The sequence below is a fragment of the Cellulomonas algicola genome (genome assembly GCF_019024305.1).
GTDB lineage: Bacteria > Actinomycetota > Actinomycetes > Actinomycetales > Cellulomonadaceae > Cellulomonas > Cellulomonas algicola.
The window spans coordinates 23508-36700 of record NZ_JAHKSJ010000015.1 but is presented as its reverse complement, the minus strand read 5'-3'; the positions used below and the strand labels follow the sequence as shown (position 1 = coordinate 36700).

Here is a 13193-nt window from a genome sequence, read left to right as displayed (position 1 = left end):
TGCCTCCACGATCTCGTTCCCGCGAACCTCTGTTGCACAGATGTGTAACATCGAAGCATGAGCAAGACGATCGGCTTCCGGCCCGGCCCCGCCGAGCTCGACGTGCTCGCGCGGGCCGCAGAGCACGGCACCTCGACCAGCGACGCGATCAAGCGCGGCCTCGCCCTCCTCGACCGCGAGATGTGGTGGCAGGGTGCCCGTGACGACATGGAGCGCCTGGCCGACGAGGACCTGACGACCGAACCCGACGCCTGGTGATCCGCGGCGCGGTGTACCGCGTCGACCTCGGTGCGGCGCGCGGTCACGAGCAGGGCGGTCGCCGCTACGGCGTCGTGCTCGCGCCCGCCACAGGTGTGGCCTGGTCGGTCGTCGTCGTGGTCCCGACCAGCACTCGGGCGCAGCCAGCTCGCTTCCGTCCGCAGCTCGAGCTCGCCGGTCAGACGACCGTGCTGCTCGTCGACCAGCTGCGGGCGGTCGACGTCGACCACATCCACGGAGACCCCGTCGACCATCTCGGACCTGACGAGCTCGCCGAGCTGGAGCACACCGTCAGCCGCTATCTCGGCCTCGACTGACGTTCGCGCCCACGCCGCGGGCACGGCGCTCCCTGCAGCCCGCGGGCCTCGCCCCGACGTCGTCAGACGTCCGCGACCAGGCGGTCCCACAGCGCCTGCGCCTCCGCGGGACGGCCGGACTCGTCGAGCCAGCTCGCCGCGGTGCCGGCGGCCGAGTGCACGAGCGACGTCTCCCCGGCGGCGCGGGCGCGCAGCGCGGCGGACTCGAGCGCGGCGACGCCGTCGTCCGGGCGGGGAGTGTGCAGCAGCAGCCGGCCGCGCAGGATCTCGGCGTCGATCGCCTCGACCCGCCCGCCGACCTCGTCCCACCGCGCGGGCAGCCCCTCGACGGCCGCGAGCGCGTCGTCGACGAGCCCCGCCGACGCGAGCACCCGGCTGCGCATGCCCGCGAGCACGACGTCCTCCCACGCGAAGTCCCAGCCCTGCCAGGCCGCCGCCGCGTCGGGGTCGGCGAGCGTGCGGGCGTGGGCCGCCGCGTTGGACCGGGCGGCGTCGTCGACGTCCCGCAGCGCGGCGTCGACCCCGTCGGCGTCGAACCGCGCCGCGACCCGCTCGCGCCGCACGACCTGCGCGAACGCGTCCTGACCGGCGCGCTCGGCGAGGTCGAGCGCGTGCGCGTAGAGGCGGGTGGCCTCGACGGCGTCGTCGTCCTCCACGAGCCCAGCGAGGCGCGCGACGACCGCGGCCGCACCGGGGTCGGGTTCGGCGCCGGGCTCGGCGGGGCCGCTCGCGAGGTCGACGGCCTCGCGGGCGAGCGCGACGGCGCGGTCCTGCTCGCCGAGCGCGGCGGACAGGCGTGACGTGAGGTCGAGCAGCTGGGCGCGCAGGTGGCGGCGCAGCGCGCGGTGCTGCCGCGACACAGCGGCGTCGGGGTAGACGAGCCCGAGCGCGGCCTCGGCGACCTCGACGGCCTCGAGCTCGCGGCCGCGCGACGCCATGAGCTGCGCCGCGAGCGTGCTCTGCTCGATCGCGAGGTCCGGGCGCTCGACCTCGCGCGCGGCCGCGGCGACCGCGAGCGCGAGCGCCTCCGCGCGGTCCGGCTGACCGGTCCCGGCGAGCACGTGCGCGCGGCGCGCCTCGACCTGGAGCAGCACCTCGGGCGCACCGGCGACGCGCGCGACCCGGGCGGCCTCGTCGAAGTGCGCGTGCGCGGCGTCGAGGTCACCGTCCTGCGCGCTCGCGACGGCCCGCTCGGCCGCGACCTGCGCGCGCAGCATGGGCTCGTCGCCGTCGTCGAGCAGGTCGAGCGCGCTCTGCAGGACGGCCGGACGGTCGGGGCCGAACGGCGTGACGTCGAGCAGCACGCGCGCCGCGACCGACCGGTCCTCGGCGGAGGTCGGGCGGGCCTCGACGAGGATCGCGTAGGCCTCCGTGTGGAGCGCCCGGGCCTGCTCCTCGAGCGCCTCGGCGGCGACCCGCGACCGGACGCGCGCCCGCTGGACGGGGGTGCCGTGCGCGTCGACGGCCGCGATCACGGCGGCCACGTCGACCGGGCGACCGGCGTGCAGGTCCGCCAGGACCTCGACGAGCACGGCCTCGGCCTCGTCGCCGAGCGTCCGGTAGAGCTCCGCGGCGCTCGTCGCGAGCGACACGTCGGGCTGCGGGGACGGCGCCCACAGCGCGAACGCGTCGAGATCCGCGGCGGCGCGCACGGCGACGGCGTCGACCCGGTCGAGGGTCGCGAGCTCGCCGTCGCGGCGCGCCTTCCAGTGCGCCACGAGACGCGTCCACGTCGGGGTCGACGCACGGCGGCGCGCGAGGATCACGAGCTCCGCGAGCGCGGGCAGGTCGAGGCCGCCCGGGTCGGCGCCGAACGTCGGGTCGAGCGGGGTCCGGACCACGTCGAGGCGCGCGACGGTCTCGGCGGGGGCCGTGACGGGGCCGAGCGGGAGGTGCGGGAGGTCGGGTGCCTCGACCCACGCGCGCACGCGGTCGCCGACGGCCGTCGTGCCGTTGCGCTCGTCGAACGCGCGCGCGAGCGACCACGTCTGCTCCTCGACGCGGGCCAGCAGGTCGGCGGCGCGCTCGGGCGGCCGACCGCCACCGCGGACCGTCGCGTCGCCGTCCCCGGCCGCGACGACCGCGTGCAGCAGTCGCGTCGCCGCCGCGGCGAGCTCCATCCCCGCGTAGGGCGACGACGGGTGCTCGAGCGCGTGCCGCTGCTCGCCGAGCACCTCGAGCCCGCGCGTGAGGTTGCCGGTGCGCGCGAGCACGTGCAGGTGCCGCGCGACCGAGGCCGTGTCCGCGGGGTTGGACCGGCTCGCCCGGAACGCGGTGCGGTGCAGCGTCGCGGCGCGGTCGTGGTCGCCGACGACGACGAGCGACGTCAGCGCCTCGCCGATCGCGACCTGCGGCTGCTCGCTGCACCCCACGTCGCCGTCGACCACGGGCGCGAGCTCGGCGAGCACGTCCGCGTGCCGGCCCAGCTCGGCGAGGTGCGCGATGCGCGCCGACGGCTCGCAGCCCTCGCAGTCCGACAGGTGCGTGCGCGGCGCGCGCACCCACGCGTCGAACTCGGCCTCGGCCGCGGCTTCACCGTCGACGTGCGCGCGCAGCACGTACGCGCAGCCGAGCACGGGCGCGAGCCCTTCGCCGGCTTCCGCGTACCGGCGCCGCATGCCGTCGAGCACCTCCTGGAGCTGCGCGAGCGGCACCTGCGGGTGGTCGACGAGCCACGTGACCATCCACTTGTGCAGCCAGAGGACCTCCCACCGCTGCTCCTCCGTCATCCAGCCGGGCGCGGCGTCGTACTGCTGGAGGACGTAGACGAACGGCGCGAACATGCGGTGCCGGTCGTTGGCGTGGTGCAGCGACGACACGTACGCCAGGCGGGCGCGGAACCGCAGGTCGGCGTCGCCCTGCGCGTCGGCGACCTGGACGAGCTCCGTCGCGACGTCGGGCTTCGCGTTCGGCGGCGTCTGCGCGAGCCGGTGGAGCAGCTCCTCGACCTCGGCACGCGTCACGGTCATCGGGTCGTCCCCTCGGGGTCGGTGGCGGAGGTCTCGGTGGCGGGGGTCGCCGTCGCGACCGCGCGGTCGAGCAGGGCGTTGAACGAACGGTCGAGCAGGGCCGAGTCGGCGGGGCGCAGACGGCGCGGTGCGGCGAGGAGGGCGCGGCCGTACAGCGTCTCGGCGGCGACGCCGCGCAGCGCCGCGTCGTCGAGCGCGAGCACGCGCCGCACCGTCGGGTTGGCGTCGTTGAGCAGCAGGCGCGGGCGGTCGCTGCCGCCGTCGTCGAGCGCGCCGAGCAGCGCACCCCACGCGTCGTCGACCTCGGCGGCCACCGCCCGGACCTCGCGCCGGTCCTGCGCGGCGTCGTCCTCGACCAGCAGCGCAGGGAGCGTCGCGGGTGCGTACGAGCGCAGCTCGACGTCCACCTGGACGGCGTCGAGGACCGCCCGGACCTCGTCGAGCGCCGACGCGACCTCACGCGCGCGCTCCTCCCCGACGAACCGCACGTGCCCCTCGACGTCCGTCGGCGTCACGCGCTCCACGACCGCGTCGGGCCGGACGTCGACCAGCCGGTGCACGAGCGCGAGGTCGAACGTGTACCCGCCGTTGACGACCGCCACGCCTTGCGCGGCGAGCACCGCCCCGACCTGCCGGAAGTCGTCGATCGACTGCGTGACGCGCACGACGTCGGTCGTGGCCAGCAGCTCGGGCAGCGTCGTGACGCCCTGGTTCGTCTCGAAGGGCAGCAGCGGCAGGACGATGCGCAGCAGCTCGTCGTCGTGCAGCGCGAGCGCCTTGACCGCGGTGTCGTGCAGCGACAGGAACTCGCGCAGCCGGTGCGGCTGCGTCGCCGCGAGCCGCACGAGCCACGCGCGGACCTGCTCGCCGATCGACGTGCGGACGTGCTCCAGCAGGTCGTCCTCGACGAGACCCTCGCGGTCCGCCGTCGGGCGCAGCAGCTCCGCGTCGACCGCGCACCGCACGAAGAACGCCCACTCGGGGACGAGGTCCGGCACCTGGTCGGACAGCAGCATGCCCTTGAGGTGCACGCGGTGGCGCCCGTGCCGCGCGCTCGACGAGCGCTGCCCGGCGATCACGGCGACGCCGTCGAGCCCGGCCTCCGGCACCCGGATCGGCAGCACGTGGAACGGCGTCCCGCCGAGCTCGGCCTCCGCGAGCCGCACGCACGCGTCGCGTCGCCGCTCGGGGTCCGTCTCGCGCCACGGCGGGGTCCGGTCGCTCACCTCGACGTCGCCGTCGGGCGTGCGGACGACCACGCGGTGCGGCAGGTACGCGCCGTAGTGCCGGGCCAGCTCGACGACGCTCGGGCTGCTCAGCAGGTGCTCCGACCCGCGGCGCGGTGCGAGGGCGACGCACGTGCCCGGGCCGGCGCCGAGCCAGCCGGCGCGCTCGTCGTCCGCCTGCTCGTTCCCGGCCCAGGGCTGCAGCCGGTACGTCCCGTCCGCCTCGCCGACCCAGCGCACGGGCGGCTCGTCGGCCCGGTCGCCGCGGCGGGACACGACCTCGATCGCGTCCGTGACCATGAAGCACGACAGCAGCCCGATGCCGAACCGCCCGAGCAGGTCGGACCGCGCCAGGCCGAGCTCGTCGCGCTTGCTCGACCGGCCGATCGTCGCGAGGAACGTGCGTACGTCGTCCTCGTCGAGCCCGACGCCCGAGTCCATCGCGTGCAGGCGGCCGTCGTCGGACACGTCGGCCGGGACCAGGAGCAGCGCCGGGCGGTCGTCGTGCGCGCCGCGCACCGTCACCGCGTCGACCGCGTTCTGGACGACCTCGCGCACGTACACGCGCGGGCCGGAGTAGAGGTGGTGGCTCAGGAGCTCGACGACGCCGCGCAGGTCGACCTGGAAGGCGCTCTGCGTCGTCGTCCCGCTCGTCCCGTCGTCAGGCACCCGTGCACTGTAGGTGCCAACCCCCGCGCCCGGTGCCGGTTCTCCGGGGCAGGACGCTCTCAGGCGAAGTCGAGCGTCTCGACCCGCTGGCCGGTCACGTCGGCGATCAGGTCGAGATTCTTGTCGACCGCGAGCACCGTGAGGCCCAGCTTCTCCGCCGTCGCCGCCACCAGAAGGTCAGGGATGGAGGCTGATCGGTGCTCGCCGCGCTCGGCGAGAAGGATCTGCACCTCGACCGCACGCGCCTCGATCCCGGGCGTGAGGTGCTCGACGGGCATCAGCGAGATCGGGGGGACGTCGCCGGCCGCGCGTGCGGCTCGGGCGGACACCGCGCTGAAGCCGACCTCGAGCCGCGTGACGACGGTGATGCGGAGCAGACCGCGTTCCAGCCGCGACTGCCAGAGATCACGGTCCACCGCGTACGGGAGCCGGACGAGGGCCGACTTATGTCGCGCTCGGTGGCGCGGGGGAAGGTGGCGAACTGAGCGACATCGGCGCGGCCGCGAGGCATCGATGTCGCGCCGTCGGGGCGTCGTCGCGTCGTCGCGCCGGGGGCGGTTCCCCCGAGTCGGGGAATCACCTGCTCTCCCGGCCCGAACGCGGCGCGGGCGTCGCACCGCACGGTTAGGCTCCCCGGAGTCCTGACGCCCACCGCCCCCGGACGTGGCGTCGCCCTCCGCCCGCGCGCTCACGCGCGCGCCCGTCAGACAGGGGAACCGTGGCCGTCCTCACCGCGGACAAGCGCGTCCTGCACGCCGACCTCCAGGGCGACTCCGTCCGGGCCGCGTCCGGCTCGATGGTCGCCTACACCGGCAAGGTCGAGTTCAAGTCGGCCGGCATGGGCGGCGGCGGCGGTTTCCGCGCCGCGCTCAAGCAGCGCGTCGCCGGCGAGTCGATCTCCCTCATGACGTGCAGCGGCGCGGGCCGCGTCTACCTCGCGCAGGACGCGATGGACGTGACCGTCGTGCAGCTGCAGAACGACCGGCTGACGGTCGAGTCCGACCACATCCTCGCCGTGACCGACGGTCTCCAGCTCGACGTGCAGTTCGCCGGGCTGCGGGGCATGACCAGCGGGCAGGGCCTCGCCACGACCACCGTGACCGGCACCGGGCAGGTCGCGATCATGTCCGAGGGCCCGCTGATCGCCCTTGCCGTCACCCCCGGCGAGCCGCTCGTCGTCGACCCGGACGTGTACGTCGCGGGCACCGGGCAGACGCAGATGAGCCTCGTGTCGGGCGTCTCCTGGCGGTCCGTCATCGGCGAGGACGGGGGCGAGCCGTTCTCCCTGCGGTTCGAGGGCAACGGCACCGTCTACATCCAGCCGGCCGAGCGCTGAGAGGGCGACGACGATGGCGTTCGAGAAGGTCAACAGCAAGGTCGTCCGCATCCCCGTGACGACGCAGAACCCGGTGCTCGCGCGGCGCGGCGCGATGCTCGGGTACGAGGGCAACGTGTCGTTCCGGCCGATCAGCGGCCAGGGGCAGGGCGTCGGCGGGTTCGTCGGGGCCGCGATGTCCGGCGAGTCCAACCCGATGATGGCGACCGAGGGCAACGGCTCCGTCCTGTACGGGTTCCGCGGCCTGCACGTGACGGTCGTCGACCTCACGGGCGACTCGCTCACGGTCGAGGCGGACCGGCTGCTCGCGCACGACGCGAACCTCCAGACGAGCGTCGAGTTCATCGGCCAGGGCGGCATCCGCTCCGCGGTCCGCGGCGCCATGACGGGGCAGGGCCTGTTCACCACGCGCATCTCCGGGCACGGGTCGGTCGCGCTGCTGTCGCACGGCGGCACCTTCCCGCTGCAGCTCACCGGGGACGTCGTCGGCGTCGACCCGCAGGCGTACGTCGGCCACACCGGCGCGCTGAACGTCGACCTCAAGGCCAGCGTCGGCCTGCGCGACCTCGTCGGCCGCGGGTCCGGCGAGGCGTTCCAGCTCCACGTGTCGGGACACGGCACGGTCTACGTCCAGGCGTCCGAGGAGAAGTTCTGATGATCAGCGGGATCGACACCACGGTCTACGACGCCCGGACCCTCCCGGCGAACGACAACGTCAACGCGTACTCGTTCTCGATCGACCTGAACGGCGAGTGGTTCACGTCGAAGGGCGCGATGATCGCGTACTACGGCAACATCGACTTCTCCGCCGTGAGCGCCTACGCGTCGCGCGCGTCCTGGGTCGCGGCCCGGTTCGCGTCGCCGCTGTACGCGCAGGAGTGGGTCGTCGCGAGCGGTCGCGGCAAGCTCGTGATCGGCGACCGCGGCAACGACATCAACTCGTACGACCTGGGCGACGGCAACCTCACGATCAAGCAGACCAACCTGCTCGCGTTCGAGACGGGCCTCGAGCTCAAGCAGTCGATCGTGCCCGGGTTCGTCACGCTCATCGGCACGGGCAAGTTCCTCGCGTCGTCGAACGGGCCCGTCATCTTCGTCGAGCCGCCGTTCCGCGCCGATCCCGAGGCGCTGCTCGGCTGGGCCGACTGCCCGTCGCCGAGCCACCACTACGACTACAACTGGATGGCGCACTCGCTCATGTCGGGCGTGCAGATGCTGTTCGGCCGCGAGTCCGGCGAGGAGCGGCAGTACGACTTCACCGGCAAGGGCACCGTGCTGCTCCAGTCGTCCGAGGTGCAGCGGCACGACCCCGCGCTGCTGCGGATCGTCGAGGCGCAGACGCAGATGCTCGACGCCCACTCCGCGGGCCAGCTCGGACACAAGCTCGTCGCCCGGTCGCAGCAGGCCTGACCGCTGCTGCGGCGGTGCGCGCGACCGGCCGCGCCGCCGCAGGACGGGCGTCGTTGGGCCGCCTGCGCGTTCTTCGACGACGTGCGGCTTCCGCGCGGGTGCGCGGGTCTAGGGTGGGCGGCGCAGTCCGGCCAGGTTGAGGAGGAAGACCGTGCCGCGCGTGACCAGTGCCGACGTGGCTCGGGAGAGCGGCGTCTCGCGCACCACGGTGAGCTACGTGCTGAACGCCAAGGACGGCGTCGTCATCACCGACGCGACCCGGCAGCGCGTCCTCGACGCGGCGGCCCGCCTCGGCTACACCCCGTCGGCGGCGGCGCGGACCCTGCGCTCGGGCCGGTCGGACCTCGTGCTCGTCGTGCTCCCTGACTGGACCGTCGGGCCCGTCATCGACACCCTCATCGACCACCTCACGACGACGCTCGCCGACCACGGACTGTCGGTGCTCGTGCACAGCGGCCGCGGCAAGGGGTCGCTTGCCGACCTGTGGCGTGCGGTGACGCCGTGCGCTGTGCTGGGCCTCGCGCCCTTCGCCGACGAGGACACCTACGCGATGCGTCGGGCCGGCATCCCCGTCGTCGGCACGGCTCTCGACGAGGACCCGCACCCCGAGATCTTCTCCGTCCCGCAGACGAACATCGGCGCGCTCCAGGTCGACCACCTGGTCGAGCGCGGGCACCGCGCGCTGGCCTACGCCGCTCCTGCCGACGACCGGCTGTCCGCCTTCGCCGACCGGCGGCTCGCGGGCGTGCAGGCCGCGTGCCAGGACCACGGGCTGCCCGCCCCGCGCGTCGCGGCCGTCGGGCTCGACGTCGAGTCGGCGACGGCCGCCGTGCGCGCGTGGCGGTCCGGCGACGAGCCCGTGACGGCAGTGGCCGCGTACAACGACGAGGTCGCGCTGGCGGTGCTGGCCGGGCTGCGCGCCGAAGGGCTGCGCGTGCCCGACGACGTCGCCGTGATCGGCGTCGACGACATCCCGACCGCGAAGCTCGCGGCCCCGCCGCTGACCACGATCTGGCAGGCCATCGACGCGCAGGCGTCCTACCTCGCGGCCTCCGTGCTCGCCGCGCTCGACCCCGCGGTCCGGCCGCCGTCCCAGACGAGCGACGTCTTCCACGTCGTCGCACGCGAGTCCACCTGACCCTGCCCGTCGAGGTCCCGGTCGCGTCGTCATGTCCCGGCGTGACGCCCCACGACGCGACGGCGAGCCGTCCTGATACGACGACAGGGCGCACCCGCCGGTGTGGAGCCCGGCGGGTGCGCCCTGTCGTCGGTCGGCCTACTGGAACGTGAACCAGTTGACGTTGACGAAGTCGGCCGGCTGACCGGACTCGAACGTCAGGTAGACCGTGTGCGTGCCGGTCACGCCCGCGATGTTCGTCGGGACGGTCCGCCACGTCTGCCAGCCACCGGTGCTGCCGATCGCGAAGCTGCCGACCGGCTGGGCGGTGGGGCTGTCGAGCCGCACGACCACGAGCCCGCTGACCCCGGCGACCGCCCCGGACGCGACGCGCGCGCTGAACTGCGTGCGGGCCGTGGTGCCGAAGCGGACGTTGTCGAACCGCAGGTGGTCGCCGTTGCCGATCCAGGCGACGTTGAGGCCGCCGTCGGTGTCGGACGTCGCCTCGGTGGCGGTGCCCGACTGGCCGTTGGACGCCTCCGCCTGGATGCGGGACGTCGCGTCGACGCCCGTGCCCGTGCCGGCCGACGTCGTGACGGACACCGAGCCGCTGGTGGCGGACCGGTTGCCCGCCGCGTCGTAGGCGCGGACCGCGAACGTGTAGGCCGTGGACGCGGACAGGCCGGACGCGGTGTAGGACGTGCCGGATGTCGAGCCGACGACCGTGCCGTTCCGCAGCACCTCGTACCCGGTCACCCCGACGTTGTCGGTCGACGCGGACCACGCCAGGGTCGTCGACGACGAGGTCGTGCCCGACGCGGCGAGACCGCCCGGCGTGGACGGTGCCGTGGTGTCGCTCCCGGTGCCGGACGGCGTGGAGACGTTGACCGACGTGCTGGACGACGACCGGTTGCCGGCCGCGTCGTACGCCCGGACGGCGAACGTGTACGTCGTGCCGGCGGACAGCCCGGACGCCGTGTACGTCGTGCCGGACGTCGAGCCGACGACGGTCCCGTTGCGCAGCACCTCGTAGCCGGTGACCGCGACGTTGTCGGTCGAGGCCGACCACGAGAGCGAGGTCGAGGACGACGTCGTGCCGGATGCGCTCAGCCCCGACGGGGTCGAGGGCGCCGTCGTGTCACCGCCGGTCGAGCCGCCCGTCGTCGACGCGACGGACCGCGCCGGCACGGACAGCGTGACGCCGTTGGAGAACGTCACGGTGATCGCCGAGCTGCCCATGTTGGCGGCCTGGTAGGTGCGCGTGCCGTTCTTGACGAAGACCGCGTGCAGCGGGGTGTTCGCCGTGACGGACCGGTCGACGGTGCCGAGCACGGACAGGTTCTTCAGCCAGTAGAACGTGTGCGCCCGGGACTCGCCCTCCTCGACGGTGTACGAGCCGGCCTGGGACCGGAACTCGGACAGCGCGGTGGGGGCGTCGGCGAGGGCCTGGAACTCCCAGATGATGTCCTGCCACACCGTCGCCTTGCCGCCGTTGTTGCGCTCGAGCTCCGTGAGGTTCCGACCGATGTACGACGGGTTGTAGCCGAGGTAGAGGTGGCCCGCGGTGCTGGGCAGCAGGTTGATGCCCTGGATCATCTCGGGCTCGGCGGAGAACCACGTCGAGTACGCGCCGCCGTCGCCCCACACCATGCCGACCGTGGAGTGCCCGAAGGAGGCCGGGAACGCCTCGTCGTCGGTGTCGAACCAGTAGTTCTCGATGGCCGACGCCTGCGTCGTGTAGAGGTAGATGCCCAGGTCACGGACCGTCTTGTTGCCCGTCGCCTGGCCCCACTGGATGAGCCCGCTGGCGAAGTTCATGCCCTCGGACGACGACTCCTGGTTGTTGCCCGCGCCGAACGCGCCGTGCCCGGAGGCCCAGTCGTGGCCGGCGTAGATGTCGAAGTCGCGCAGGAACGGGAACCGGGTGTCGGTGCGGTCCCAGTTCGCGGCGTCCTTGATGACGGTGTTGACCATGCCGCCGTACGCGGAGTCCGCGGCCCACGACGGGTCGAACTGCGCGACGTTCGCGGCCGCGACGACGTAGTAGCCGTAGTGGAAGTGGTGGTCGTTGAGGTCGGTGTCCGAGCCGTACGACGCGGGGTAGCCGATGAGCGTGCCCCACGACGGGTTGTACCAGAACGCCCGCTGCGTCTCGCCGGAGGACGCGGTCATCCAGTCGGTGAGGCGCGTCTTGACCGAGGCGAGCAGCTTGTCGCGCGCGGTGGTGTTGCCCGTGAGGTTGGCGATCTGGATGACCTGCGCGGCCCGGCCGAAGGCCTTGCCCGTCCAGTAGGTGTCCTCGCCGAAGCCCGCGAACGGGTCGGTCGCGGCGACCTGGTCGACGTAGCCGTTCAGCTGCGTCGCGTCGGCCGAGCCGGGCGTGAAGCCGGTCGACGCGAGCTGCGGGAGCACGCCGTTGAACGCGGTGACGGTCTGGAACTGCGACGAGCCGATGACGACGCGCATCGGGCCGCGCGGCGAGACGTACGCGTAGCTGCTCGGGGTGACGCCCGAGAGCTGGTCGCGCTGGTGCGGGTAGAGGGCGTACACGGTGCCCGTCGCCGACCCCTGCTTGGCGGTCGTGGTGAACGCGTAGGTCGCCGTCATGCGCGCGGTCGACTCGTCGTACGACCACGACACCTTGGTGCCCGTGACGTGGTTGTGCGCGTAGGTCGCGTAGGCGTTGAGCGCGGCGACCTTGTCCGACGTGCTGCTGCCCGACGCCGTCGGGAGGACCGCGACGGAGAAGAAGTCCTTGCCGTTCAGCGACGAGCTGATCGACGTCCCCGAGATGTTCCACGTGGAACCAGAGGGTGCGAACGCCGCGTAGTCGTGCCCGTTGACCGTGAAGCCGAGCGCCGCGTTGGTGTTGCTCCACACGGTCGGCGTGCCGGTCGTCGTGAGCGTCGCGTTGCCGCCGGTCTTGGTCGCGTAGACGAACGGCAGGCCGTGCCCGAACGTCGTGCGCAGGCTGCTCGAGCCGTTCGTCCAGAGCTCGCTGACGGTCCAGTCGGAGTAGCCGTCGACCTTGCCGTCCGACGACAGGCCCGCGACGCCGAGGCGGAAGTCCTCGGCGTAGGAGTAGTGGTACTCGCTCACACCCGTCGACGTGCCGGAGACGCTGGGCGTCGTCGGGTAGCTCACGCCGAGCCCGTTCGTGAACGCCTTGAACGTCAGCGGGTGCGCGACGAGGTTCTCGGAGATCGCGTTGCAGTCGAACTTGCGCCACAGCAGCGACGTCCACCAGTCGTTCGTCGGGATCGCCCCCGCCGGGAAGCTCGACGTGACGTGCGCGCGCGGGTTGGTGACCGGGGTGCCGTTGCACTCCGTGGGCACCGCACCGCCGCTGGGCGTCCCCTCGGCGTAGCTGCCGGAGCCCACCGCGACGGCGGCGGCGCGCGGGACGGGCAGGAACAGCGCCTGGACGAGGTACGCCACCAGGGCGCCGACCACGATCATCGCCACGAGGGCGCGCCGGTCGACGGCTCGCGCCCTCACCGGCAGGGGATGGGATGACATCCGACGGTCTCCGTTCTCGGGTCGGGTGCCGCCGGCTGTCGTCGTCGACGCGTCGTGCGGCACCGGGGGCCGGCGCGGGCGTCGGGGGACGTGCGCGCCGGGACGTGCTGGTCTCACCGGCGTCGCGAGACGCAGCGCCGGTGCGGGGCGGGCGCCGGTCGTCGGCGCGGTGGCGCCGCGACGTCCCTGTCGCAGCGCGGACCGTGCCTCGTGGCCGGCGTGGTGCGGGCGGCTCGTGACCGCCGTGGTGCAGTCCGTCGCCGGCGCAGGGCCTCGTCTCTGAGGCCTGGTCACGGTCGTTGACTCGTGTCACCGGCGTTGAGCGTCAAGGCTGGTGGCGACGCCGGACAAAGTCAAGCGGAAGGAGGAAGT

Annotated in this window: 10 protein-coding genes; 6 read left to right on the top strand and 4 right to left on the bottom strand. The window is 73.7% G+C overall.

Annotated elements, in window-relative coordinates:
* Positions 1 to 57 precede the first annotated feature (57 nt).
* On the top strand, positions 58 to 258 hold the full coding sequence (locus KOV94_RS12240; RefSeq protein ID WP_124342231.1) for a hypothetical protein: 201 nt from the start codon (positions 58 to 60) through the stop codon (positions 256 to 258).
* Positions 255 to 575, top strand: a complete 321-nt coding sequence (locus tag KOV94_RS12235) for a type II toxin-antitoxin system PemK/MazF family toxin (protein ID WP_124342230.1) — start codon at positions 255 to 257, stop codon at positions 573 to 575. The genes KOV94_RS12240 and KOV94_RS12235 overlap by 4 nt, the downstream gene beginning before the upstream one ends.
* A 62-nt stretch (positions 576 to 637) precedes the next feature.
* Here KOV94_RS12235 and KOV94_RS12230 read toward each other — a convergent pair whose 3' ends face one another.
* The 3 genes from KOV94_RS12230 to KOV94_RS12220 are packed head-to-tail and all read right to left on the bottom strand — an operon-like array spanning position 638 to position 5855.
* Positions 638 to 3544 (bottom strand): hypothetical protein, encoded by a 2907-nt coding sequence (locus tag KOV94_RS12230; protein ID WP_218052190.1) that lies wholly within the window; start codon positions 3542 to 3544, stop codon positions 638 to 640.
* On the bottom strand, positions 3541 to 5439 hold the full coding sequence (locus KOV94_RS12225; RefSeq protein WP_218052189.1) for an HSP90 family protein: 1899 nt from the start codon (positions 5437 to 5439) through the stop codon (positions 3541 to 3543). The genes KOV94_RS12230 and KOV94_RS12225 overlap by 4 nt, the downstream gene beginning before the upstream one ends.
* A 59-nt stretch (positions 5440 to 5498) precedes the next feature.
* Positions 5499 to 5855: a PIN domain-containing protein gene (locus tag KOV94_RS12220; protein WP_218052188.1), complete on the bottom strand. Its 357-nt coding sequence runs from the start codon at positions 5853 to 5855 to the stop codon at positions 5499 to 5501.
* Between the two features lie 302 nt (positions 5856 to 6157).
* Here KOV94_RS12220 and KOV94_RS12215 point away from each other — a divergent pair, with 302 nt between their 5' ends.
* The 4 genes from KOV94_RS12215 (at position 6158) to KOV94_RS12200 (ending at position 9323) form a co-directional block, all read left to right on the top strand.
* Positions 6158 to 6775 carry an AIM24 family protein gene (locus KOV94_RS12215; RefSeq protein WP_124342867.1) on the top strand — a complete coding sequence of 206 codons (618 nt, stop codon included), beginning with the start codon at positions 6158 to 6160 and terminating at the stop codon, positions 6773 to 6775.
* A 13-nt stretch (positions 6776 to 6788) separates the two neighbouring features.
* Positions 6789 to 7430, top strand: coding sequence for an AIM24 family protein (locus KOV94_RS12210; RefSeq protein WP_124342866.1), 642 nt, complete (start codon positions 6789 to 6791; stop codon positions 7428 to 7430).
* Entirely contained in the window at positions 7430 to 8185 is a 756-nt protein-coding gene (locus tag KOV94_RS12205; protein WP_124342865.1) for an AIM24 family protein, read from the top strand. The genes KOV94_RS12210 and KOV94_RS12205 overlap by 1 nt, the downstream gene beginning before the upstream one ends.
* A 160-nt stretch (positions 8186 to 8345) precedes the next feature.
* Positions 8346 to 9323 (top strand): LacI family DNA-binding transcriptional regulator, encoded by a 978-nt coding sequence (locus tag KOV94_RS12200; RefSeq protein WP_235843434.1) that lies wholly within the window; start codon positions 8346 to 8348, stop codon positions 9321 to 9323.
* A 138-nt stretch (positions 9324 to 9461) separates the two neighbouring features.
* On the opposite strand, the gene KOV94_RS12195 is transcribed toward KOV94_RS12200, so the two are convergent.
* Positions 9462 to 12821, bottom strand: a complete 3360-nt coding sequence (locus tag KOV94_RS12195) for a glycosyl hydrolase (RefSeq protein ID WP_218052187.1) — start codon at positions 12819 to 12821, stop codon at positions 9462 to 9464.
* Positions 12822 to 13193: the final 372 nt, after the last annotated feature.

Coding starts and splice junctions, on each gene's coding strand:
- KOV94_RS12240 (WP_124342231.1), top strand. CDS start 58: ATGAGCAAGACGATCGGCTTCCGGCCCGGCCCCGCCGAGCTCGACGTG.
- KOV94_RS12230 (WP_218052190.1), bottom strand. CDS start 3,544: ATGACCGTGACGCGTGCCGAGGTCGAGGAGCTGCTCCACCGGCTCGCG.
- KOV94_RS12210 (WP_124342866.1), top strand. CDS start 6,789: ATGGCGTTCGAGAAGGTCAACAGCAAGGTCGTCCGCATCCCCGTGACG.
- KOV94_RS12205 (WP_124342865.1), top strand. CDS start 7,430: ATGATCAGCGGGATCGACACCACGGTCTACGACGCCCGGACCCTCCCG.
- KOV94_RS12195 (WP_218052187.1), bottom strand. CDS start 12,821: ATGTCATCCCATCCCCTGCCGGTGAGGGCGCGAGCCGTCGACCGGCGC.